We start from the raw sequence: 22,577 nt of genomic DNA, 5'->3' as shown, positions 1-22,577 counted from the left end.
TGAATAGGTTTTATTTGTTTTTGTTGTCGACCAATACTGCCAGAAGAATAACCACTGCTTTTGCAATCATCTGGTAGTAAGAAGATACGTCTAGTAGGTTTAGGGCGTTGTTTAGGAAGCCGATAATCAGAGCACCAATCAATGTGCCCATGATACGGCCACGACCGCCAGCTAAGCTTGTCCCGCCAAGAACTACGGCTGCGATAGCGTCTAGCTCATAACCCATACCTGCGGTTGGTTGAGCTGAGGACAAACGAGATGCCACGATGATGCCTGCAACCGCTGCTAGTAGACCACAGATTGCGTAAACGCCGATTTTTACTTTGTCTACGTCGATGCCTGATAGGCGAGTTGCTGATTCATTGCCACCCAATGCGTAAACGTAGCGACCAAAGCGTGTGTGGTTAAGTAGGTACCATACCGCTGCGAATACCACGACCATGATCCATACTGGAACTGGGATGCCCATTGCATAGCCTGTACCGAACCAAGCGAATGCGTCTGCTGTGTCTGTAAAGCCAGTCGAGATAGGACGACCGTCGGTGTAAACCATGGTCACGCCGCGCAATAGAGTCATGGTTACAAGCGTTGCGATGAAGGCTTGAACCTTACCCTTGGCGATAATCACACCACTGATAGCACCTAATGCTGCACCAGCTACTAGAGCGGTTGGCACGGCGATCATCACTGGGATTTCCATGCCAATCATGCTGGCTGCGAATGCACCACAAAGTGCCAGTACAGAGCCAACACTCAAGTCGATACCCGCGGTTAAGATAACCAGCGTCATACCTACAGCGATAATTGCGTTAACCGAGGTTTGGCGCAGAATGTTTAGGATGTTGTCGACAGTAAAGAAGTTCGGGTTTAAGAAAGAAACGACAACAATCAGGAAGAGCAAAGCAATCAATGACTTTTGATCAATCAGCCACTCTTTGCTGATTAACGGTTTTTTCTTTGGAGCTTCAGTTGTTTTGCTCATGGTTTTAGTACTCATGCTGCGTCCTCGTTGATCTTTTTACCGACCGCACACGCCAGTAATAATTCTTGGTTTGCTTCTTTAGCATCAAATTCACCGCTTACACGGCCTTCATGCATCACCATGATGCGGTCACTCATTCCTAACACTTCTGGCATTTCAGATGAGACTAAAATGATGCTCATGCCGTCGGCTTTAAATTTATTAATGAGTTGGTAAATCTCTTTCTTAGCACCGACATCGACACCGCGCGTTGGCTCGTCGAGAATCAGTACTTTTGGTTTGGTCATCAAGCCCTTAGCGATAGCCACTTTCTGTTGGTTACCACCAGAAAGGTTGCCAATAATCTGTTCGCGCGTCGGGGTTTTGATGTTGAATAGCTTGATGAAGTCATCGACTGCAATCACTTCGTCTTTATGTTGGATTTGACCGCTCTTTGTTAGTAGGTCAAGTGAACATAACGACATGTTTTCTTTAACAGAAAGCCCTAGAACTAAGCCATCGCCTTTACGGTCTTCAGAGATGTAAGCAATGCCATTGGCCAAGCCGTCTTTCGGGCTTACAGGGTTGATGGTTTTATTTTCTAGGTTGATGACGCCGCGTTCACTTGGAAGGGCACCGTAAATCACTTTCATCAGTTCAGTTCGGCCAGCACCCATTAGACCAGATACACCCAGGATTTCACCGCGTTTTAGCGTAAAGCTCACATCGTGAACACCAGAACCCGTCAGGCCAATCACTTCAAGACAAGTTTCACCATGGCTCTGGCCGATACGTGGATATTGCTCGTCCAGTTTACGGCCAACCATCATCTCGATTAGGCCATCTTCGTCGGTGTCTTTTACTTCACATTGTCCAATGAACTTACCGTCACGAAGCACGGTGATGTCATCACAAATCTCAAAGATCTCTTTCAAACGGTGAGAGATGTAAACAATGCCACAGCCTTCATCACGTAGTTCGTTAATTACTTTAAATAGAGACTCAGTTTCGGTATCGGTTAGCGCATCGGTTGGTTCATCCATGATGATGACTTTAGATTCAAACGATAGGGCTTTCGCAATCTCTACCATTTGCTGCTCACCAAGGCTCAACTGACCTAGAGGCGTTTTCGAGCTGTGTTTCACGTTAAGGCGTTTAAGTAGCTTGTCTGCTTCTTGGTACATCTCGTTCCACAAGATACGACCCATGGTGCCCGTGATTTCACGACCTAAGAAGATGTTCTCGGCGATGGTCAATTCAGGGATTAGATTCAGCTCTTGGTGAATGATGCTAATGCCTGCTTGTTGAGAATCACGTGGCCCTTTAAATGCAGCAGGTTTTCCTTGGTAGGCAATAGTGCCGCCGTCCAAGTGGTAGATGCCTGTCAGCACTTTCATAAGCGTTGATTTACCCGCACCGTTTTCACCCATTAACGCCATTACGCGTCCTGGATAAACGTTGAGGCTTGCCTTATCCAGTGCTTTCACACCAGGGAAGGCTTTCTCAATTGAGCTAAGTTCTAAAATGGCTTGAGTCATGTCGGTTCCTTTACTCGGGGCCAGTTGTATTTGATTGTTCTGTCTATGTATTGTTTTGGTTCAGTGATGTCACTGAGCTGTCGTTGCGTTTTGCTTGAGCTAAAAGGTTACGCCAGCTTGGAAAATAACATTTGCGTATGGTGTGCACTCACCGGTGCGAATTACCGCGCGGCTTTCATGCGTACGCTGTTTGAATTCTTCATGAGTGATGTAAGTAATAGAAAGCGATTTGCCACAACGCGCTTCTTCTGTCTTGATTAAATCAATCAGCGCAGCGTGGTGCTCTGGGCTTACTTTCGCAAACTCTTCTGCAATCACAACACCTTCGATTTGAGATTCATCCAGCATGGTTTTTACCGTTTGCTGAAAGCTTGGGACACCGTGAGTTAAAGCAAGATCAATACGAGTTACGTGGTCTGGAATTGGTAAGCCCGCGTCACAAATCGTGATTTCATCTGTGTGGCCAAGAGTCGCCACTAGGTAAGAGAGTTCAGAGTTTATTAGAGTACTTTTTTTCATATCACGACCTATCGAAAAATAACGCTTGATGGGTTGAGAACAACTCAAGAAAAGCCATCGAAACGTTTCGATAGTGATAATAGTGTCTGATTTATCATTTGCACGTTTGATTGTTTTAGAGTGTGATAATGATCATCGAAACGTTTCGATGGGGCGTTTTTTGGTGATCTTAGTCACCGCCATTGATTGCATAAATCCTTTTACGTGGGTTCAATCGATAGCGCATATCCGAACTTACTAATGGTAATGATCTGGACGTTGGATGCTCTTAATCGCGCGAACACATTGCGTCGATATCAATGATTAAGCCGTTGAAGTCTATTGTGTGGTTCATCGTGTTTTCTGTTCGTCTTATTCTAAATTGTGGAGATTGAGCAAATTGGCCTGCTGTTGGAGCGGGTAATTATTTAAGTGTGCTAATGGTCGAAGTGGGCGGGTTAACTGACACGATCAGTGAGCCTATTACTTTTAAAGCCGAAGACAATACTTACCGATTAATTGCTGGTTACAAATTTAACCGTATTGTATCGGTTGAAGCTCAATACACAGATTTTGGTGATATAGCCCTGAAAACGAAATCTGGTAATAAGGTTTTCACTTGGACACCTCAAATCTTTTCGGTAACGGCGAACCTCGGTTACACGTTTGATAATGGCATTCGTCCATTTGGCACTATCGGTCTGTCGGCTATTGATCTAGACATGAAGCTTGCTGATGGCTCTCGCCCGTCAGGAGATGGTTTTGATGATTCGGGAGATGGCATCCGTATGGGTGTTGGTGTTGAATACACGCCACCTACAATGTCTTCGTTGAGCTTTCGCTTAGCATACGAAGCCGATGCTTTTGATATCGAAGATTACGAAAACGGACACAAGACAGAAGATACTGTTGTTCTGGACTCTTTCTACTTAGGCGCAATGTACACATTCTAAGTTTCACACTTTGCTAAACGGTAAATCGGTTTCTAAATGGGGCGTCGGTTGGCTCAACCCGTTTAACTAAAGTGGAAGGCCGCAGTTTTTGACTGCGGCTTTTTTATGTTTAACTCTAGGCTTCACGAATATGAGCGGTGACAGACACGATGGCATGGTCGGTACTGAATTGGTCGTGTTCAAAACTAGGATTAATCAGGTGATGGTCTAACACTGTGTAGCTAGAGATCTCCATTAAGCTTGAAGAGTTCTGACAATCAAACTCGTTCGACATCAAAATGTAGTCCAGTACAGATCCAGAAGCGCCGTAGTAATGGGTTGGCTTTCGCTGTTCAAGCAAGTCTTCTTCATGCAGTTGATGGTAAAGATCCCAGCTGTCTTTCAAGCGAAAGTGGGATAGCCAATGCTTGCTGTTTTCGTCTCGGTTGATTGAGTAATTCAACAGCCCTTTAAACTCATCATTAAACAGTGGCTTATTAAAGTCACCCATCAACACAACAGGTTGCTCGGTTTGGTAGCGTTGGTTGGTGATGTATTGATGCAGCATCTGAGCTTCTAGACCGCGTTGGACACTTGATAGCCAAGAGCCAAGCTGTTCTTGGTGAAAACGAGTGAGCGTGTCACTTTGTGGTTTTGCACCTTGCTGAGTGTTGTCCGCATCGACAGATTCTGCTTTTGGCTCTGTCGGACGTTGTGATTTGAAGTGCACCACATAACAGTCGGTTGAACCTAAATGGGGTAACGTAATCGTCGCGTGAACAGGCGTTCTGTTGAATGAGAATTTGTCGTCAAGGTTGAATGCTTTCAGTAACTTCGAATCTGGCGTAACAGGCTGCACGTTTTCAATCGGGTAACGGGAAGCGATCCCAACGACTGGTGAGGTGTATAGGTAATCATCTTCAACGTTGGCGCTATCGACCACTGCAAAGTATGGATAACCTAGCTCGTTCATCAATAGCTCTAAAGATTGCGGGCTAAATATCTCTTGGAAGCCAATCACATCGCAATCTAATGAGCGAATCGCTTCAGCCATCCAATGTTGCTTCTTCTGCCATTCTTCGAAGCTGTAGATGTTCTCAAAATCATAATAAGCATTCGGTGGCTCGAGATAGTTCAGAAGGTTGAACGTTGCGAATGTTATTTGGTTTGGTTTGTTCAAAGTGTCATTCCATTTAGACCTAGGCAGCAAGGATACTCCAGTAAAAGTATAGTTTGTTGATTATTTAGAGCCTAAATTTCACTTTAGAAGCCAACCAAAGGAATCTTAGCCGTTGAGGCTTGTGTCATTCAGGCTAAGCAATCAAAGCTCACTGCATCCAATAACTTCGAGCGGTGACGAGTAATTTGTAAATAAACCGTCAGAGATAGAGTGCTGATGGTTTTATTAGTTATTACATGATGTTAGATTTGAACCTATACTTGATTTAACGGCATGCATTCAAAGCCGATAAATCAACTTGAATATAGAATTCATGACATTTGAAGGGAGAGTCAAATGGGAACAGTTTTTCGACGCAAAGCCTCGCAACGCACTCAGTTTTTCAGGTTTAATTTGAAGTCATGTGCAATCATGTTGCCGCTTATTGCTTTACAACCCTCCGTTACTTACGCTTCTGAAACCCAATCAACTCCTGCTGTCACCGTTATTGAAACCACACAACTGGTTGGTTTTGGTGAAGCAAAATATCCAGCCGATTTCACTCACTTCGATTACGTTAATCCTGATGCGCCAAAGCAGGGCAAAGTGACCTATGGCAGCATAGGTACGTACGATAGCTTTAATCGATTCGGTTCCCGCGGCGTTGCTGCAAGTTATACCGGAGAGATTTACGATACCTTGATGTTTTCTCCGAGTGACGAGATTGATGCGTACTATCCATTGATCGCTTCAAAGGTTCGCTACTCCAGTGATTTCACTTGGATGGAAATCGACATCAACCCAAATGCTAAATTCCAAGATGGCGAGCCTATCACTGCGCATGATGTTGCCTTTACTTTTGACAAGTTCTCAACCGAGGGCGTGCCTCAGTATCGTGTGTATTACAAAGAGATTAAGTCAGTAAAAGCGGTCTCTGATTTGGTTGTTCGTATTGAAATGAACATTCCAAACCGCGAAAAACTGTTCAGCTTTGCGCAAAGCACTCGTGTATTGCCGAAACATTTCTGGAAAGACAGAAAGCTGTCTGAACCTCTAAGCGAGCCACCAGTCGGTAGTGGTCCTTATAAGATCATCAGTTATAAATCAGGCCAAAGTGTTACCTATGGTCTAGATGAAAACTACTGGGCAGCTGACCTACCGGTTAACGTTGGTCGTAATAACTTCAAGCAAGTGCAATACGATTACTACCGTGACGACACGGTAATGTTGGAAGCCTTTAAAGCTGGGGAGTTCGATCTTCGAACCGAGAACTCGGCTAAGTTCTGGGCCAACTCTTATACGGGCGCGAACTTCGATAAAGGCTACATCATTAAAGAAGAGATCAACCACGAGAAGCCTGAAACGACTCAAGGTTTCGTCTTCAACATTCAATCACCTGTGTTCTCGGATCCTAAAGTGCGTGAAGCGTTAACCTATGCGATGGACTTTGAGTGGATGAACAAGAACATGTTCTATGGTCAGTACAAGCGTACTCGTAGCTACTTCCAAAATACCGACTACGAAGCGAAAGGCTTACCAAGCGAAGCTGAAGTCGAGTTGTTGTCTCAATACAAAGATCAGATTCCACCGCGAGTTTTCACCGAAGAATTCCAACCACCCGTCACCGATGGTAGCGGTCGTATTCGTAGCCAAATGCGTACCGCTTTCAAATTGTTGAAAGAAGCGGGTTGGGTGCTGAAAGACAAAGTCATGACCAACGAAAAGACTGGCAAGCCGATGTCATTTGAGTTGTTGATTTACAGCCCAACCACGGAACGTATCGCAACGCCGGTTCAAAAGAACCTTAAGCGCATGGGTATTGAGATGAAGATCCGTACCATCGATACCACTCAATACATCAAGCGCTTGCGTGATCGTGATTTCGACATGGTTTCGTCGTCATTTTCCGCAAACCCTTATCCTAGCCCGAACTTAATGATCGTTTGGAACTCTAACTACATTGATTCTACTTACAATACTGCAGGTGTTATCGATCCAGTGGTTGACGCGTTAACAGAAGAAATTGCGCGTAACCAACAGCACCCTGAAAAGCTTCTTACACTAGGTCGTTCACTAGACCGAGTATTGCAGTGGAATTTCTACAACATCCCGCAATGGCACGTTGGCGAGTATCGCGTAGCAATGTGGGACAAGTTTGAGCGTCCAGATGTATTGCCTAAATACGATTTAGGTATCGATACATGGTGGATTTCAGAAGAGAAGGCGGCTTTGCTTCCTGAAAAACGTCGCTAGGAGTTAGTTAGCATGGCCGCGTATATATTTCGACGTTTATTGTTGGTGATCCCCACGCTGTGGGCGATCATCACCATCAACTTTTTCATCATCCAGATAGCGCCTGGAGGCCCGGTAGAGCAAGCTGTTGCTCAATTAGAAGGGCATAACTCTGGCATTATGGAGCGTTTTTCTGGTGGTGGACAAGAAGTTGATTTAAGTGAAAGTGATCAAGCGTCTGCCAGTGGCTATAAAGGCTCACGCGGGCTTGATCCTGAAGTGGTTGAAGAGATCAAAAAGCAGTTTGGGTTTGATAAACCGATTCACGTTCGCTACTTCGATATGTTGAAAAACTACGCGACCTTTAACTTTGGTGAAAGCCTGTTTAAGGGCGGCAACGTTATTGATTTGATCATCGAGCGACTGCCCGTCTCCATCTCCTTGGGATTGTGGAGTACCTTAATCATCTACGTGATCTCGATACCTTTAGGCATCATGAAGGCGATACATCACGGCTCTCGCTTTGATATTTGGTCGAGCGCGGTGGTGATTGTCGGCTACGCGGTGCCGGGCTTCTTGTTTGCGATTATTCTGATTATCTTGTTTGCAAGCGGTAACTACTTCAGTTGGTTCCCATTGCGAGGGCTTGTGTCGAGTAACTTCGACCAGCTCAACTGGTATCAGCAAATTGGCGACTACTTCTGGCACTTGGCGTTGCCCATTTTCGCCATGGTTATCGGTGGATTCGCCACGCTCAGCATGCTGACCAAAAACTCCTTCCTTGATGAAATCAATAAGCAATATGTAGTGACTGCGAGAGCGAAAGGCTTGGACGAGAGCAGTATTCTTTATAAGCACGTTTTCCGTAACGCCATGCTGATCATTATTGCGGGTTTCCCAAGCGCATTTATTAGTATTTTCTTCACGGGTTCTATGTTGATTGAAGTGATGTTTTCACTCGAAGGAATTGGTCTGCTTGGCTTTGAATCAACCATTCAACGTGACTATCCCGTGGTGTTCAGCTCTCTCTATATCATGACCTTGCTTGGCTTGGTGCTGAGCATTATCTCCGACCTGACGTATACCTGGGTTGATCCTCGAATTGATTTTGAAGCGCGTTAATGGCGAACGAATAACAAGGTATTGATAATAAATGTTTAACAACCCTTTAGCTGAAGCTCGTTGGTTACGTTTTAAAGCAAACAAGCGTGGTTTTATCTCCCTTTGGATATTTACCATCTTGTTTGGCTTGAGCCTGTTCGCTGAGATCATTGCCAATGATAAACCACTCTTGGTTTCTTATGATAATCAGTGGTTTGTGCCTGTTATCAATGAATATGCCGAGACGGAGTTTGGTGGTGAGTTTGAAACCGAGGCCGACTACAAAGACCCGTATGTTATCGAGCTCATTGAAGACAACGGTTACATCGTGTGGCCAATCATTCCGTTTAGCTACGACACAATAAACTTCGATATTTCAGGTGCGGTGCCATCGGAGCCCGATTCGGTGAACTGGTTAGGGACTGATGATAAGGGGCGAGATGTATTAGCTCGTATCATTTATGGCTTCCGTATTTCCGTTCTATTTGGTTTTATTCTGACCATTGTATCGAGCGTGATTGGTGTCGTGGTTGGCGCAACACAAGGCTACTACGGTGGCTGGGTTGATCTATTCGGACAACGCTTCATTGAAGTCTGGTCTGGTATGCCGACCCTGTTCTTGCTGATTATTTTGTCGAGTTTTATTGAGCCGAATTTCTGGTGGTTGCTCGGGATTATGGTGCTGTTTAGTTGGATGAGTTTAGTCGGCATCGTGCGAGCGGAATTTTTACGCTGCCGAAACTTCGATTATGTGCGAGCCGCGCAAGCCATGGGTGTTGATGACAAACGTATTATGCTTCGTCACATGTTACCTAACGCGATGGTTGCATCGTTAACCATGATGCCGTTTATTCTTTCAGGCTCGGTGACCACACTGACTTCGTTAGACTTCTTGGGCTTTGGTCTTCCTGCGGGTTCGCCTTCGTTAGGCGAGTTGTTGGCGCAAGGTAAAGCTAACTTACAAGCGCCTTGGCTTGGCATTTCTGCCTTCGTCGTGCTTTCACTGATGCTTACGTTACTGGTCTTCGTTGGTGAAGCGGTGCGTGATGCTTTCGACCCGCATCAACAGAAGTAAGGATAGGTTATGACTTCAAATACAACGCCTGCTTCTCCGGTTTTGACCATAGATAAACTGTCTGTCGGTTTCGGGCGAAAAAACTCGATAGAGCAAGTGACACAAGATGTCTCTTTAGAAATATACAAAGGTGAGACATTAGCGCTGGTGGGTGAGAGTGGTTCCGGAAAATCGGTCACGGCTAACTCGATTTTAAAGCTGTTACCAAAAGGCTCGTCTCATTACTTAAACGGTAAGATCAATTTCTCTGGCACCGATATTCTGAGTTGTTCTGAAAGACAGCTACGTGGGATTCGTGGTGGTCGCATCGGCATGATCTTTCAAGAGCCCATGGTTTCGCTGAATCCGCTTCATAGAGTCGGAAAACAGCTTGTTGAAACCCTCGCGATTCACCGAGGTATGAGAACCAACAAAGCGCAAGCCTTAGCGATAGAGTGGCTATCCAAGGTTGGCATTCGCTATCCTGAGCAAAAGATTTCAGCCTATCCGCACGAGCTATCTGGTGGAGAACGCCAGCGCGTGATGATCGCGATGGCACTGATCAATGAACCAGAGCTGCTTATTGCTGATGAGCCGACAACGGCTTTGGATGTATCGGTACAAGCGCAGATCCTCGACCTTCTAAAAGACCTGCAACAAGAGCTCGGTATGGCAATGCTTTTCATTACTCATGACTTAAGTATCGTTCGTAAGATTGCCGACAGAGTAGCGGTAATGAAAGATGGTCGCTTGGTTGAAAGTAACGACTGTCATACCCTGTTTAACGCGCCTGCTCACCCTTACACTCAAAAACTTATTAACTCTGATCCGAAAGGTTTGCCCGTTCCTGTGTCACCCGAAAGCAAACCGCTACTCGATGTAAATCAACTTCGTGTTTGGTTCCCGATCACGGGCGGTTTATTCAAGCGCACCATTTCTCATGTTAAAGCTGTGACCGACATGGAGTTCACTTTGAAGAAAGGGCACTCAATCGGTTTGGTTGGCGAAAGTGGTTCTGGTAAATCGACGACCGGTATGGCGATACTTAAGCTGGTAAATAGTGAAGGGTCAATCACCTACTCGAATGAACAGCTTCAAGGTTTAGATCGAAAACAGATGCTTCCGTTTAGAAGCCGTATGCAAGTAGTCTTTCAAGACCCGTTTTCTGCGCTAAACCCGAGAATGTCGGTCGCTCAGGTGATTGGCGAAGGTTTGTTAGTGCATCAACAATTGGATGAGCACGAACTCGACCAACGCATCTGTGACGTAATGAAAGAGGTTGACCTCGATCCTGAAACGCGTCACCGTTACCCAAATGAGTTTTCTGGCGGTCAAAGGCAGCGTATTGCGATTGCTCGTGCTTTGATTTTAAAGCCAGAGTTTATCCTGCTCGATGAACCAACATCGTCATTGGACAGAACCGTTCAAGCTCAAGTATTGGATTTGCTGAAGTCACTTCAAGAAAAGTATGGCCTGACCTATTTGTTTATCAGTCATGATCTGAATGTCGTGAAATCCTTGTGTCATTACACCATCGTCATGAAAGCTGGCGAGGTAATAGAGAAGGGCGACACTGAGACTTTGTTTGGTAATCCGCAGCATGAATATACTAAGCAGTTGGTGAGTCTTTCGAATGTTGGTGGTGTTTTATAACGCAGAGGGTTTGTTTAAAACAAATGGGCTCTGGTTGAATTCAACATGGTCATTTCGTTGTTTTAAGATTACACTGCGCCCAATATTTCAGAAGTACATATTTAGGTAGAGGTCACCATGGACCAAGAACATTACGAAGACGCTGATTACGAAGGCCAAGAGCTGGGCGAAGAAGGCGAAGAGATTGAAATTGAAGCAATTGGTATTGATGTTTCATCACAGCCAATCGAGCTCTACAAAGTGTTTAAAATTGCTAACCTAGTGAGTGGTGGCGGTGAAGCTAAGCACATCATCTCTGAAGGCTACGTAGCGGTAAATGGTGAGCTAGAAACCCGTAAGCGTCGTAAAATGTACGATGGCGACTTCTTTGAATTCAACCAAGAATACTATGTAGTGGTGTGTGATCAGCCAGTACAAGAAGAATCAGAAAAGCCGAAAAAGAAAGAAACGCCTAAAAAAGAGAACAAGGCGAAGAAAGGTCAGTCTAAAAAGGATTCTAAGAAGAAGGAATCTAAGAAAAGCAAAGCAGAAATGCTAAGCGCAAAGGCTGAACCAAAGAAAGAGAAAAAAGAGAAGAAACCGAAAAAGAAAGCGGATACGCCAAAGCCAACACGTGATGACAAAAGCGGCCGTAATTCGATTGAGTTCTTCTAAGTTATAGCTCTAACCTACTGATCTAAAGCTATTCTTTCAAAACGCAAGCAACCTTAGACTTAGGTTTACGTTAAGAAAATATCAAAAGGCTCACTATTTAGTGAGCCTTTTTTGTTGGTGAAATTTAGCTTTTGGTCTAATTTCCTTTTTGATGAGCCACAAACTCTACAAACCTATCCCTGAGTGGGTTGTCACTCTCTCCATTCCAGATTAACCCGACAGGCCAAGTCGCGTGTTCACCTTCTAACGCAATGAATTCCACATCGGTGTTACTAATGTACTGCGCACTGCTGGGTACGATGGTGAAACCGATATTGGCCGAAACCAAGGCAAGCAGGGTGAGGATATCATCGGCTTCTTGTGTCTTAGATAAGTCGATTTTATTGGTAAGACAATATTGTTGAATCTGTCTGTCTAATCCGGGGCCACGGTGCTGAGCCAATTTTAGATAAGGCCATTTCGATAACTCAAAGAGAACCTGATCGTTACCTGGCGCTTGCTTGAGAATATCTTTGTGAACCGCAATCACAAGCGAATCATTGAAAAGCGTTAGGCTCTTTAAATCCGAGGAGTCGGGTATTCGATTGAAGCTGATATCGAGTTCATGGCTCAATAGCTCGTCGGTCTGCTGCTTAGAAGGTGTGTCATTTAAGGTGATGTGAACGTCTGGGTACTGTTGTTTATAGGCGGCAATCAGTTTAGGTGCTTCGTGATAATTAGATACGCCAAAACCAATGTTCAAATGCCCCTGAGTTCCATTCACTACGGAGCCTGAAAGCTGCTCAAACGCTTGCATTGAATGAACCAAACGTTGGGCTTCGGCTAGTAAGGTTTTACCTGCGTGTGTCAGTTCTGCGCCGTTCCTGCCGCGAGAAAACAGACTCGCTCCTATATTGGATTCCAGTCGTTGAATCTTTTTGGTCAGTGCCGACTGAGTAATGTAGAGCTGCTCTGATGCCATACGATAATTGCCCGACTTAGCCAACTGACAAAACGCCTTCAGTAAATCAAATTCCATTCCGAATGCTCATTGAACTAAGAATATCTTTCATTATATGGAATTGAATCGATTTTTTATACTGAGTTCATACCAAATCAGATAAAGCGAAATTTGAGGACGAATAATGAAAAGAGACATCAAAGTAGCGTCGGTTCAGTTTAACCATCATGCAGGCGATAAGGCGTATAACTTGTCGGTGATAGGTCAATACGTTCAACAAGCTGCGAAGAGTGGTGTGGAGATCATCAGTTTCCCAGAGATGTGCATCACTGGCTACTGGCATGTGTCTGCTTTGTCGCGAGACGAGATAGAAGCGCTAGCGGAACCTGTGCCGAGTGGTGAATCGACTCAAAATCTGATTGCACTGGCAACACAGTTTGGCATCAGTGTTGGGGCTGGTTTGATAGAGAAGGGCATCGATGGCGAGCTATACAACACCTACGTATTCGCCATGCCCAATGGAGAAGTTCAGAAACACCGTAAACTGCACACCTTCGTTAGCCCACATATGAGCAGCGGCGACCAATACACGGTGTTCGATACGCCCCACGGTTGCAAAGTCGGTATCTTGATTTGTTGGGATAACAACTTGGTTGAGAATGTTCGAATTACTGCATTGAAAGGTGCCGATATTTTGATTGCACCACACCAGACGGGCGGTTGTCAGTCACGTAGCCCCAATGCGATGAAGCGAATTGACCCAGATTTATGGTTTAACCGAGATGAAAACCCAGAGGTGATTCGTGCTGAAATGCAGGGTAAGAATGGTCGCGAATGGCTAATGCGTTGGTTGCCTGTAAGAGCACACGATAACGGTATGTTTGTGGTGTTCAGCAATGGTGTAGGTGTTGATATGGATGAAGTGAGAACAGGAAATGCGATGATCTTAAGCCCTTATGGGGAAGTCATCACCGAGACGGACAGCGTTGATGACGATATGGTGATTGCGAATTTGAAAGCGCAAGAACTAGAGATGTGTACCGGGAGACGTTGGATTCGTGGTCGTAAACCTGAGCTATATCATTCACTGACTCAGCCATTAGGTCATGAACTGGACCCGCACCAAGCGCGTTTTGCAGAGAAGTAATGTTGTAAGCTCAGGTGAAAAAGGATGTATTAGTAGCGGTTAAAAGGGTGGGGAAGTTGAAAGAGAAGTGAGGGTTTCTGATGTAGTCTACCCACTTAAATCATGTTTAAGTGGGTAGACTATTTACACATCAAGTATCGAGCATCTAAGTTCTATTCTCAGTGTCTTGTGTGAGAAGAAGTTAGCTCTGATGCACGTAACTGAGCAACGGCTTTCGCTAGTTCTAGCTGAGCTTGTGCAAAGTTAATGTCTATGTTGCCCTTGTTGATGTTCTCTAGAGCGGCATATTTCGCTTCTTCTGCGCGAGCGCGGTCAATGTCTTTACCATGCAAGGCCGTGTCGGCTAATAACGTAACCACATCCGGCTGAACTTCCAGCATCCCACCAGAGACATACAGCACTTGGCCTTCTGATTTAGGGTCTGTAACAAACACGGTTACGCCCGGTTTGATCTTACTGAGAAGCGGGGAGTGACCGGGGCGGATCCCCAGTTCACCGTCAGCGCCAGAAACGGCTAGGGCATACGCTGGACCTGAAAACAGCGTACCTTCCGCACTTACAATATTAAGTTGAAATGTATTATCTGTAATTCCGATAGCCATGGTGCACCTGCCTCTTAGAGTGATTTTGCTTTGTTAAGCACTTCGTCGATAGAGCCACAGTACAAGAACGCTTGCTCTGGGATATCGTCATATTCACCGCTCAATAGACCTTTAAAGCCTCTTAGTGTTTCGCTTAGCGGTACAAAGACACCTTTCTGACCGGTAAACACTTCGGCTACGTGGTAAGGCTGCGTTAAGAAACGTTCAATCTTACGAGCGCGAGATACGGTCTGTTTGTCTTCAGTAGACAGCTCATCCATACCAAGAATCGCGATGATGTCTTTTAGCTCTTTGTAGCGTTGCAGCGTTGTTTGTACTTTTTGTGCAATGTCGTAGTGCTCTTGGCCTACGATCAGCGGATCTAACTGACGTGACGTTGAATCTAACGGGTCAATCGCAGGGTATAGACCCAATGCCGCGATATTACGAGACAGTACAACGGTCGCATCTAAGTGAGCAAAGGTTGTTGCTGGTGATGGATCGGTTAAGTCATCCGCAGGTACGTATACCGCTTGGATAGACGTGATAGAGCCTTGTCTAGTCGAAGTGATACGCTCTTGAAGCACACCCATCTCTTCAGCCAGTGTTGGTTGGTAACCTACTGCTGAAGGCATACGACCTAGCAGAGCTGATACTTCTGTTCCCGCAAGCGTGTAACGGTAAATGTTATCAATGAACAACAGTACGTCACGACCTTCATCACGGAAGCGCTCAGCCATAGTTAGGCCTGTAAGTGCTACACGTAGACGGTTTCCCGGTGGCTCGTTCATTTGACCGTAAACCATGGCTACTTTGTCTAGTACACCCGCTTCTTTCATCTCGTAGTAGAAGTCGTTACCTTCACGAGTACGCTCACCTACACCGGTAAATACAGAAAGACCTGAGTGGGCTTTGGCGATGTTGTTGATAAGCTCCATCATGTTGACGGTTTTACCTACACCAGCACCACCGAACAGACCAATTTTACCACCCTTAGCGAATGGACAGATAAGGTCGATAACCTTAACGCCTGTTTCTAGAAGCTCAGTGCTGTTTGCTTGTTCTTCATAAGAAGGGGCTTCACGGTGAATCTCGTAGTTTTCTTTCTGACCGATTTCACCACACTCATCGATAGGTTGACCAAGCACGTTCATGATACGGCCTAGCGTTTCTTCGCCGACAGGAACCGTGATTGGAGAGCCTGTGTTTTCAACCGTTAGGCCACGACGTAAGCCATCTGACGTACCCATTGCAATACAACGAACGATATTGCTACCCAGTTGTTGTTGTACTTCCAATACTAACGAGCTTGCTTCGTCGCTAGTCACTTTCAATGCATCATAAACGCGTGGGCTGTTGCCGCCGCTGAACTCGACGTCAACCACCGCGCCGATTACTTTAACTATTTTTCCAACACTCATTCTTAAATCCTCAAATTCTGTTCTTGACCCAGTCTTTTCTAGCCCTAGACAGCTTGGGCACCTGAGACTATTTCACTCAGCTCTTGGGTAATGGCAGCCTGACGCGCCTTGTTGTAGACCAACTGCAAGTCATCAATGAGTTGGCCTGCGTTATCAGTCGCCGCTTTCATAGCGACCATTCGGGCTGCTTGCTCACAGGCAATGCTCTCAACAATGCCTTGATACACTTGCGATTCGATGTATCGATGTAACAGTTCTGAGAGTATGTCTTTGGGTGCTTGCTCATAGATGTAGTCCCAACGACGCGCTTTTTTAGGCTCACCACCTTCCTCAGAATCCGAAGGGTGGGGGAGCAACTGCAAGGTCGTTGGCGCTTGAACCATGGTGTTGACGAACTGGTTGTAAACGAGATACAAGCTATCGATTTTACCTTCGTCGTAATGCCCGAGCATCGCATTCACCGTACCTAAGATGTCTTCTAACTTAGGTGTATCGCCAAGACCTGACGTTTGTGCAATAACGTTGCCGCCGCGTTGGAAGAACGAGATAGCCTTAGATCCCACTAAGGTTGTTTCTACCTCGACTCCCTTGGTGCGCCATTGCTCCATTTCTTCTAACACTTTCTTGAACAAGTTTGAGTTCAAGCCACCACACAAGCCGCGATCGGACGAGATAATGATGTAAGCGACACGCTTAGGTTCACGCTGTTGCAGGTAAGGGTGCTGGTACTCCAGGGAACCCGATGCAACATGAGAGATAACTTTTCGCATGTTCTCGGCGTAGGGGCGAGTTAGCGTCATGTTGTCTTGAACCTTGCGCATCTTACTTGCTGCAACCATTTCCATTGCGCTAGTGATTTTCTGAGTGTTACTAACACTGGCTATCTTGGTGCGAATTTCTTTAGTACTTGCCATAATCTGCTCCTATTTGTTTTGATTTCCAGCTAACAAACCGGAGCACTTACCAAGCTTTCATCCCAACAAAACCTTCTAGGATCTCTTTAAGAGCACCGTCGATGTCGTCATTGTAATCGCCTGTCGCGTTGATTTTTTCGAACAACGCAGGGTTCTGACCTTTGGCATAAGCAATCAGCTCTTCTTCAAAACGGGCAATGTTGTTTAGCTCAACACCGGCCAAGTAGCCTTTCTCTGCTGCGTAGATAACCGTTGCTTGCTCAGCGACTGACATTGGAGAGTATTGTTTTTGCTTCATTAATTCGGTAACACGCTCACCATGGTCTAGCTGTTTGCGCGTCATCTCATCTAAGTCAGAAGAGAATTGAGCAAAGGCCGCCAGCTCGCGATATTGAGCTAATGAAGTACGGATACCACCAGACAGTTTCTTGATGATCTTGCATTGCGCCGCACCACCCACACGAGATACCGAGATACCTGGGTCTACTGCAGGACGTAAGCCTGAGTTAAACAGTTGGGTTTGAAGGAAAACCTGACCATCGGTGATTGAGATTACGTTGGTTGGTACAAACGCTGATACATCACCCGCCTGAGTTTCAATAATAGGAAGCGCCGTTAATGAGCCTGTTTGGCCTTTCACTTCACCGTTAGTGAACTTCTCTACATACTCTGCATTCACTCGTGCTGCACGTTCTAGTAGGCGTGAGTGAAGGTAGAATACGTCGCCAGGGAAGGCTTCACGACCCGGTGGGCGTTTCAATAGCAATGAGATTTGACGGTAAGCAACGGCTTGTTTTGATAGGTCATCATAGATGATCAGCGCATCTTCACCGCGGTCACGGAAGTATTCACCCATGGTGCAACCCGCATAAGGGGCTAGGTATTGAAGCGCTGCAGACTCTGATGCTGATGCCACGACTACGATGGTGTTTTTTAGCGCATCGTGGTCTTCGAGTTTACGAACCACATTAGCGATAGTGGAGGCTTTTTGGCCAATCGCTACATACACACATTTGATGCCAGAATCTTTCTGATTGATGATCGCATCGATAGCTAACGCTGTTTTACCCGTCTGACGGTCACCAATGATAAGCTCACGTTGACCACGACCGATTGGCACCATGGTATCAACCGCTTTATAACCAGTTTGAATAGGTTGATCAACAGACTTACGTTCGATTACACCCGGTGCAATCACTTCTACAGGGTCGAGTCGGTCACAACTCACTGGGCCTTTGCCATCGATTGGCTCGCCTAATGTGTTGACTACACGACCAAGAAGTCCGTTACCTACAGGTACTTCTAAGATACGACCTGTACCTTTCACTTTCATACCTTCAGAGAGGTCAGTGTAGGGGCCCATAACCACCGCACCTACTGAGTGGGTATCGAGGTTAAGTGCGAGTGCGTATTTGCCACCTGGTAGCTCAATCATCTCGCCTTGCATAACATCAGCAAGGCCATTGATTGTGATGATGCCATCACGAACCGATACGATAGTGCCTTCATTGCGAGCCTCGGTGCTCACATTAAATTTCGAGATGCGTTCTTTGATTAGATCGCTGATTTCATTTGAATTTAATTGCATAATTGTTACCTATCTCGCGTGAAGTTGATGAGCCAATCGGTCAATTGATGTGTTTAAAGAACCATCGATAACGGTTTCACCCGCTTTGATGACCATTCCACCCACTAACGTGTCATCAATAACCTGCTTCATTTCAACCTGACGCTCTAATTTCTTCTCAAGTGCAGCTGTTAGTGACGTAACTTGATCTTGTGTCAGCATTTCTGAACTGGTGACAGTGACAGGCACTACACGTTCATGTTCGTCCTTTAGCTCGCAGTACAATTCAAACAGGTCTCTTACAACAGAAAGGCGGCCGTTCTCGGCCAAGACTCGAATGAGATTAATGACGTGGTCATCAACGAGTCCTTGGCAAATATGAATGATGAGGTTTGCCAGCTCTTCTGTTTGGTGTGTAGAAGCACCTTCTGCTGAAGAAATCTGACTAGCGATCGTTTCTTCTTCCGCGACAGCCACAAGAATGGACAGCATTGAGTGCCACTCTTGTAACTGGTTTTCACCTAAAGCAAATTCAAACGATGCTTTGGCGTAGGGATGAGCAATATTGGTGTAATCTGACATATTGCCTCTCCTTAGAGTTCGCTAATCATTTGGTCAACTAGCGCTCGGTTCGTTGCGGAATCTAGGTTTTTGCTAATCAGTTTCTGTGCACTTTGAATTACTGCGTCTGCCATATCTGCCTGAAGTTCACGGCGTATCTTTTGGCGTTCGCCTTCTAGCTCAGCTCTACCTTGTTCTAAGATGCGTGCCTTTTCTTGCTCGGCTTCTTGTTGCGCTAAGCTGATGATTTCATTGCGGCGTTTTCGGCCCTGTTCAACCAGTTCAGTCACATCTTTTCTTGCATCTTCGATGAGTTGCGCGCCATTTGATTTTGCTAGTTCTAGCTCTTTCGCAGCGTTCTCTGAGTGGCGTAAACCATCAGCGATTTCTTTTTGGCGCTCGTCTAACATCGCGGTGAGAGGGGGCCATACATATTTCATGCAGAGCCAAACAAAAATCACGAATGAGATTGCTTGTCCAAACATGCTTGCATTTAAGTTCATACCTTCCTCACTAAATCTTGATTATTTACAAATCGATCTTTCAAAGCGGTTTGATTAAGCCACGGCGAAGATGATGTATAGACCGATACCAACACCGATCATCGGTACTGCATCCACAAGACCCATCATGATGAAGAATTGAGTACGAAGCATTGGAGTAAGGTCTGGTTGACGCGCAACACCTTCAAGGTATTTACCTGCTAAGTTACCAATACCAGATGCTGCACCTGCTGCACCTAAACCGATCAGTAATGCACCTGCTACATATAAAACTGCGCTTACGATATCCATTTGTATCTCCGATAAATAATTTGTTAGTTAAATTTTTTAGTTATTAATTAGTGGTGTTCTTCTGTTGCCATACCTAAATAAACAACGGTCAGTACCATAAATATAAATGCTTGCAAGAATACGATTAATATGTGGAATAGTGCCCAAGGAACACTCAGTGCCCATTGCATCCACCATGGCATTAATGCGATCAGAATAAATATCATCTCACCTGCATACATGTTTCCAAATAATCGTAAGCCTAGTGATATAGGTTTTGAAATTAATGTTATTAATTCAAGGACTAAGTTAACAGGGTATAAAAGAGGGTTATCAAATGGCTGCGTAGTAAGCTCTTTGATAAAGCCTTTCAATCCTTTATTTTTAAATGTATAAGTCAACAGTAAGATAAATACACCGAGTGCCATCGACATTGGAATATTTACGTCCGCCGTTGGTAGATCTCTAAAGTGTTCTAGACCCATTGCACGACTTAATGCTGGTATGAAATCTATTGGTAATAAATCGACCGCGTTCATTAACAACACCCAAACAAAAGTGGTTAATGCCAGTGGCCCTATTAATTTATCCTCCGCTTGAAAAATCTCTTTTACTAGGTTGTTTACAAAATCAAATATCAGTTCGATAAAACATTGAAATCGACCTGGAACACCGCTGGTGCCCTTAGTCACTACGTATCGAAAAGCTCCAATAAACAGTAAACCCGTAATCCAAGATACCAACATCGAGTCGATATTGAACGCCCAGAAACCATCACCTGTAGTTAAGAAGGTTAAGTGATGCTCTATGTATTCGTGAGCGGTAGTTACTTGATCCATACTACACGTACTCCGATCTTGTAGAGGCAGTAATAAATGGTGTTAAGAAGTACCCAACCATAGTGAGAATATATGCGTACAATATTACTGGGTTATCCAATTTGAAAAACTGGAACGCCAAGATAAACATTAAGAACGTATAAGTTATTTTCACGACACGACTCATTTGCATTAAGTCACGTAAACTATAATTAGGATTCTTGCGCACCTTTAGGCTTGCATATATAAAACCAAACAGCGGAGGTAGCATCGCAATTCCGATACCCAAAGCCGACGATTCCATATCTACTTTATTACCAAAAAACACTTCATATAAAACTACACCGACGGCTAATACTACTTGGCAGAGAACAACTCTTTTAGCAGCAACAAGAATGTCACCACTTATCCCATTAAGCCTCATAATAAAACCTTATATTTAACAGTGTAAGCTCATATAAAACACAGTTTGAATATGTCTTGCTACTCGCATTTACTTGTTAATAAAACTTTGCTTGTTAACAAAGAGATAATCTTGCTGGTCTTATATCTCCTGACGAAATAGAACGATATAAACTAGTTCGCTCTCGTTTCGACAAAATATAAACTACGCCTAAAATTATGTGATCAAAACGACAAATATTGATATCAATAATTCCATTTTTGAAATGAATGTTTTTCATTTATGAAAGTAATAGTTCTATCACTTTATTCATGAATATTTAAGATGCTTTATCCTTGTGAAAAAGAGGGTCTTTTTAGAAGGGAGTAGCGAGCTAAATTTTCAACTTATGATCTTATCAATTAAGACTATTCAAACACTTAGGTTCATTTACAAGCTGAGTTGTGAAGTGTGATTTTGGTAGGGGTTAAGCTTGTTTGAGGCAATGATGGAAGATCTGGTTTTTCTGGTAAATTAAACGTACGTCGCTCCTTATCAATAAGCGAATATTTTTTATATTGTCGTCAGCTTGTCACTATTTGCGTGCGCGAGAGTGAAAATTCAGCGCCTAAATGTTTTTGATATAGGAGTGAAATGGGGGACTGGGTGTGCGAGAAGCATGGTGCGGAGAAGAAACACCGAGTTTTGAGGAAGTAAATGGCAGCAGAGCGCTGCCTAATTTACTTAATCTAGGCTCTCTTATGACTCTTCATAACTGAGGTATTGAATACATAAGTCATGGAAAGCCTGTGCTTGTGGCGAGATCGTACGATCAGACAGTCTGAAAATGCCGATTTGTCGTTGCAAGGGTGGGTCAATTAGCGGAATCCACACCAAGCGGGTTTCATTGGTTGGGAAAGCCAGCTTAGGTAGCGTGGTCACGCCTATCCCGAGCTCTAACACCGAAAAAAGCGAGGTAATGTTCTCGACAGAGTACAGGGCTTGTTCGCTGAGCATGCGCGCAGGTGTTGGGTCCAGTAGGGTGCAAGTCCCGTTACGAATGAAGGGCTGCTTTAACAAGGTTTGCCATTCTATTCCTTCCCGTTGAGAGGCGATAGGGTTATCTTTGAGGCACACCACACCGATAGGATCAGAAAGCAAAGGCGTGAAGTCGATGCTCTCTTCTTCTAAATGGGAGCTATTACCGAGGGCAACATCCACCTCGCCAGAGAGTAATCTTGCTTCTACCCCTGCCGCATTATCATCAATCAAACTCACTTCTACATTCTGGTACTGCTCACAAAATGCCCCTAAAACACTAGGGATGAGTTTTGCGGCCACCGAAGGCACGCTCGCTATTCGAACTCTTCCTTGTTGTCCTGCTGCCGCTGCGCGTAAGTCATTGTCTAATGCTTTGTAAACGTTCAGAAATTGAATGATCTTGGGCAAACATATTTCTCCAAAAGGCGTCAGTGTCGATTTGTTGCCTGTTTCAAACAGAGGTTGGCCGAGTATTTTTTCCAACTCTTTTATCGAAGTCGAAAGTGCCGCTTGCGATCGATTTGCACGGTGAGATGCCGCTCTAAATCCACCTTCTTCGACCACCAAAACGAAATGTTTTAACTGTTGTAGCTTAATACTCATGACTCCGATCCTTCTCTAGCCCTTGCTATACTTTACTTTTTGCAAGG

At 44.9% G+C, this 22,577-nt stretch carries 22 protein-coding genes; 7 read left to right on the top strand and 15 right to left on the bottom strand.

Annotated elements, in window-relative coordinates; translation table 11 throughout:
- Positions 1-10: 10 nt before the first annotated feature.
- The 3 genes from rbsC to rbsD form a co-directional block, all read right to left on the bottom strand.
- On the bottom strand, positions 11-997 hold the full coding sequence (rbsC, locus tag AB4133_RS10770; RefSeq protein ID WP_017068492.1) for a ribose ABC transporter permease: 987 nt from the start codon (positions 995-997) through the stop codon (positions 11-13).
- The gene (gene rbsA, locus AB4133_RS10765) at positions 994-2,499 is read right to left on the bottom strand and encodes a ribose ABC transporter ATP-binding protein RbsA (protein ID WP_009844906.1); all 1,506 of its coding nucleotides are present in this window, start codon (positions 2,497-2,499) and stop codon (positions 994-996) included. The genes rbsC and rbsA overlap by 4 nt, the downstream gene beginning before the upstream one ends.
- Before the next feature lie 99 nt (positions 2,500-2,598).
- Entirely contained in the window at positions 2,599-3,018 is a 420-nt protein-coding gene (gene rbsD / locus AB4133_RS10760) for a D-ribose pyranase (protein ID WP_017060853.1), read from the bottom strand.
- Positions 3,019-3,437: 419 nt separating this feature from the next.
- On the opposite strand from rbsD, the gene AB4133_RS10755 reads away from it, so the two are divergent.
- A complete protein-coding gene (locus AB4133_RS10755; protein ID WP_372169869.1) occupies positions 3,438-3,950 on the top strand; it encodes an outer membrane protein in 513 nt (170 codons plus the stop codon).
- Positions 3,951-4,065: 115 nt separating this feature from the next.
- On the opposite strand, the gene AB4133_RS10750 is transcribed toward AB4133_RS10755, so the two are convergent.
- Positions 4,066-5,109 (bottom strand): endonuclease/exonuclease/phosphatase family protein, encoded by a 1,044-nt coding sequence (locus AB4133_RS10750; protein WP_372073216.1) that lies wholly within the window; start codon positions 5,107-5,109, stop codon positions 4,066-4,068.
- A gap of 336 nt (positions 5,110-5,445) precedes the next feature.
- Here AB4133_RS10750 and AB4133_RS10745 point away from each other — a divergent pair, with 336 nt between their 5' ends.
- The 5 genes from AB4133_RS10745 to AB4133_RS10725 all read left to right on the top strand — a co-directional run bounded on the left by AB4133_RS10745 (position 5,446) and on the right by AB4133_RS10725 (position 11,782).
- Complete coding sequence (locus AB4133_RS10745) at positions 5,446-7,341, top strand: extracellular solute-binding protein (RefSeq protein ID WP_372224418.1); 1,896 nt, start codon at positions 5,446-5,448, stop codon at positions 7,339-7,341.
- A 12-nt stretch (positions 7,342-7,353) separates the two neighbouring features.
- A complete protein-coding gene (locus AB4133_RS10740; protein WP_004730359.1) occupies positions 7,354-8,442 on the top strand; it encodes a microcin C ABC transporter permease YejB in 1,089 nt (362 codons plus the stop codon).
- 31 nt (positions 8,443-8,473) lie between these two features.
- The gene (locus AB4133_RS10735) at positions 8,474-9,496 is read left to right on the top strand and encodes an ABC transporter permease (RefSeq protein ID WP_017060847.1); all 1,023 of its coding nucleotides are present in this window, start codon (positions 8,474-8,476) and stop codon (positions 9,494-9,496) included.
- Between the two features lie 9 nt (positions 9,497-9,505).
- Positions 9,506-11,128: a microcin C ABC transporter ATP-binding protein YejF gene (gene yejF, locus AB4133_RS10730; protein ID WP_372224416.1), complete on the top strand. Its 1,623-nt coding sequence runs from the start codon at positions 9,506-9,508 to the stop codon at positions 11,126-11,128.
- A gap of 117 nt (positions 11,129-11,245) precedes the next feature.
- Positions 11,246-11,782, top strand: coding sequence for an RNA-binding S4 domain-containing protein (locus AB4133_RS10725; RefSeq protein ID WP_017064730.1), 537 nt, complete (start codon positions 11,246-11,248; stop codon positions 11,780-11,782).
- 136 nt (positions 11,783-11,918) lie between these two features.
- On the opposite strand, the gene AB4133_RS10720 is transcribed toward AB4133_RS10725, so the two are convergent.
- Positions 11,919-12,800, bottom strand: coding sequence for a LysR family transcriptional regulator (locus tag AB4133_RS10720; protein WP_372224414.1), 882 nt, complete (start codon positions 12,798-12,800; stop codon positions 11,919-11,921).
- Between the two features lie 106 nt (positions 12,801-12,906).
- On the opposite strand from AB4133_RS10720, the gene AB4133_RS10715 reads away from it, so the two are divergent.
- A complete protein-coding gene (locus AB4133_RS10715; protein ID WP_372224412.1) occupies positions 12,907-13,869 on the top strand; it encodes a nitrilase family protein in 963 nt (320 codons plus the stop codon).
- A 158-nt stretch (positions 13,870-14,027) separates the two neighbouring features.
- Here the strand turns inward: AB4133_RS10715 and AB4133_RS10710 are convergent, their stop codons facing one another.
- The 10 genes from AB4133_RS10710 to AB4133_RS10665 form a co-directional block, all read right to left on the bottom strand.
- Positions 14,028-14,471: a F0F1 ATP synthase subunit epsilon gene (locus AB4133_RS10710; protein ID WP_017060844.1), complete on the bottom strand. Its 444-nt coding sequence runs from the start codon at positions 14,469-14,471 to the stop codon at positions 14,028-14,030.
- A gap of 14 nt (positions 14,472-14,485) precedes the next feature.
- Positions 14,486-15,871: a F0F1 ATP synthase subunit beta gene (gene atpD / locus AB4133_RS10705; protein WP_017068485.1), complete on the bottom strand. Its 1,386-nt coding sequence runs from the start codon at positions 15,869-15,871 to the stop codon at positions 14,486-14,488.
- Positions 15,872-15,915: 44 nt separating this feature from the next.
- Positions 15,916-16,785 carry a F0F1 ATP synthase subunit gamma gene (gene atpG, locus AB4133_RS10700; protein ID WP_017064727.1) on the bottom strand — a complete coding sequence of 290 codons (870 nt, stop codon included), beginning with the start codon at positions 16,783-16,785 and terminating at the stop codon, positions 15,916-15,918.
- A gap of 46 nt (positions 16,786-16,831) precedes the next feature.
- The gene (gene atpA / locus AB4133_RS10695) at positions 16,832-18,373 is read right to left on the bottom strand and encodes a F0F1 ATP synthase subunit alpha (protein ID WP_136974446.1); all 1,542 of its coding nucleotides are present in this window, start codon (positions 18,371-18,373) and stop codon (positions 16,832-16,834) included.
- A gap of 9 nt (positions 18,374-18,382) precedes the next feature.
- On the bottom strand, positions 18,383-18,934 hold the full coding sequence (locus AB4133_RS10690; protein WP_017060840.1) for a F0F1 ATP synthase subunit delta: 552 nt from the start codon (positions 18,932-18,934) through the stop codon (positions 18,383-18,385).
- 11 nt (positions 18,935-18,945) lie between these two features.
- On the bottom strand, positions 18,946-19,416 hold the full coding sequence (locus AB4133_RS10685) for a F0F1 ATP synthase subunit B (RefSeq protein WP_017060839.1): 471 nt from the start codon (positions 19,414-19,416) through the stop codon (positions 18,946-18,948).
- A gap of 54 nt (positions 19,417-19,470) precedes the next feature.
- The gene (gene atpE / locus AB4133_RS10680) at positions 19,471-19,707 is read right to left on the bottom strand and encodes a F0F1 ATP synthase subunit C (RefSeq protein WP_004730405.1); all 237 of its coding nucleotides are present in this window, start codon (positions 19,705-19,707) and stop codon (positions 19,471-19,473) included.
- A 47-nt stretch (positions 19,708-19,754) separates the two neighbouring features.
- Positions 19,755-20,525 (bottom strand): F0F1 ATP synthase subunit A, encoded by a 771-nt coding sequence (gene atpB, locus AB4133_RS10675; protein ID WP_017060838.1) that lies wholly within the window; start codon positions 20,523-20,525, stop codon positions 19,755-19,757.
- A gap of 1 nt (position 20,526) precedes the next feature.
- On the bottom strand, positions 20,527-20,928 hold the full coding sequence (locus AB4133_RS10670) for a hypothetical protein (RefSeq protein ID WP_017060837.1): 402 nt from the start codon (positions 20,926-20,928) through the stop codon (positions 20,527-20,529).
- A gap of 717 nt (positions 20,929-21,645) precedes the next feature.
- Positions 21,646-22,530, bottom strand: a complete 885-nt coding sequence (locus AB4133_RS10665; protein WP_372224410.1) for a LysR substrate-binding domain-containing protein — start codon at positions 22,528-22,530, stop codon at positions 21,646-21,648.
- Positions 22,531-22,577 lie beyond the last annotated feature (47 nt).

Origin of the sequence: Vibrio sp. 10N.286.52.F8 (genome assembly GCF_041468745.1) — a bacterium.
GTDB classification, from domain to species: domain Bacteria; phylum Pseudomonadota; class Gammaproteobacteria; order Enterobacterales; family Vibrionaceae; genus Vibrio; species Vibrio crassostreae_C.
Note: the sequence above shows the minus strand (reverse complement) of the source record. Positions and strands in the feature narration are given on the sequence as shown.

Excerpts from the sequence above, each read along its gene's own strand:
- atpB (WP_017060838.1), bottom strand. The coding sequence starts at position 20,525 with ATGGATCAAGTAACTACCGCTCACGAATACATAGAGCATCACTTAACC.
- atpE (WP_004730405.1), bottom strand. The coding sequence starts at position 19,707 with ATGGATATCGTAAGCGCAGTTTTATATGTAGCAGGTGCATTACTGATC.
- rbsC (WP_017068492.1), bottom strand. The coding sequence starts at position 997 with ATGAGTACTAAAACCATGAGCAAAACAACTGAAGCTCCAAAGAAAAAA.
- yejF (WP_372224416.1), top strand. The coding sequence starts at position 9,506 with ATGACTTCAAATACAACGCCTGCTTCTCCGGTTTTGACCATAGATAAA.
- atpA (WP_136974446.1), bottom strand. The coding sequence starts at position 18,373 with ATGCAATTAAATTCAAATGAAATCAGCGATCTAATCAAAGAACGCATC.
- atpD (WP_017068485.1), bottom strand. The coding sequence starts at position 15,871 with ATGAGTGTTGGAAAAATAGTTAAAGTAATCGGCGCGGTGGTTGACGTC.
- AB4133_RS10685 (WP_017060839.1), bottom strand. The coding sequence starts at position 19,416 with ATGAACTTAAATGCAAGCATGTTTGGACAAGCAATCTCATTCGTGATT.
- AB4133_RS10735 (WP_017060847.1), top strand. The coding sequence starts at position 8,474 with ATGTTTAACAACCCTTTAGCTGAAGCTCGTTGGTTACGTTTTAAAGCA.
- AB4133_RS10740 (WP_004730359.1), top strand. The coding sequence starts at position 7,354 with ATGGCCGCGTATATATTTCGACGTTTATTGTTGGTGATCCCCACGCTG.
- AB4133_RS10720 (WP_372224414.1), bottom strand. The coding sequence starts at position 12,800 with ATGGAATTTGATTTACTGAAGGCGTTTTGTCAGTTGGCTAAGTCGGGC.
- AB4133_RS10745 (WP_372224418.1), top strand. The coding sequence starts at position 5,446 with ATGGGAACAGTTTTTCGACGCAAAGCCTCGCAACGCACTCAGTTTTTC.
- atpG (WP_017064727.1), bottom strand. The coding sequence starts at position 16,785 with ATGGCAAGTACTAAAGAAATTCGCACCAAGATAGCCAGTGTTAGTAAC.
- AB4133_RS10690 (WP_017060840.1), bottom strand. The coding sequence starts at position 18,934 with ATGTCAGATTACACCAATATTGCTCATCCCTACGCCAAAGCATCGTTT.
- AB4133_RS10715 (WP_372224412.1), top strand. The coding sequence starts at position 12,907 with ATGAAAAGAGACATCAAAGTAGCGTCGGTTCAGTTTAACCATCATGCA.
- rbsA (WP_009844906.1), bottom strand. The coding sequence starts at position 2,499 with ATGACTCAAGCCATTTTAGAACTTAGCTCAATTGAGAAAGCCTTCCCT.
- AB4133_RS10725 (WP_017064730.1), top strand. The coding sequence starts at position 11,246 with ATGGACCAAGAACATTACGAAGACGCTGATTACGAAGGCCAAGAGCTG.
- rbsD (WP_017060853.1), bottom strand. The coding sequence starts at position 3,018 with ATGAAAAAAAGTACTCTAATAAACTCTGAACTCTCTTACCTAGTGGCG.
- AB4133_RS10710 (WP_017060844.1), bottom strand. The coding sequence starts at position 14,471 with ATGGCTATCGGAATTACAGATAATACATTTCAACTTAATATTGTAAGT.
- AB4133_RS10755 (WP_372169869.1), top strand. The coding sequence starts at position 3,438 with ATGGTCGAAGTGGGCGGGTTAACTGACACGATCAGTGAGCCTATTACT.
- AB4133_RS10670 (WP_017060837.1), bottom strand. The coding sequence starts at position 20,928 with ATGAGGCTTAATGGGATAAGTGGTGACATTCTTGTTGCTGCTAAAAGA.
- AB4133_RS10665 (WP_372224410.1), bottom strand. The coding sequence starts at position 22,530 with ATGAGTATTAAGCTACAACAGTTAAAACATTTCGTTTTGGTGGTCGAA.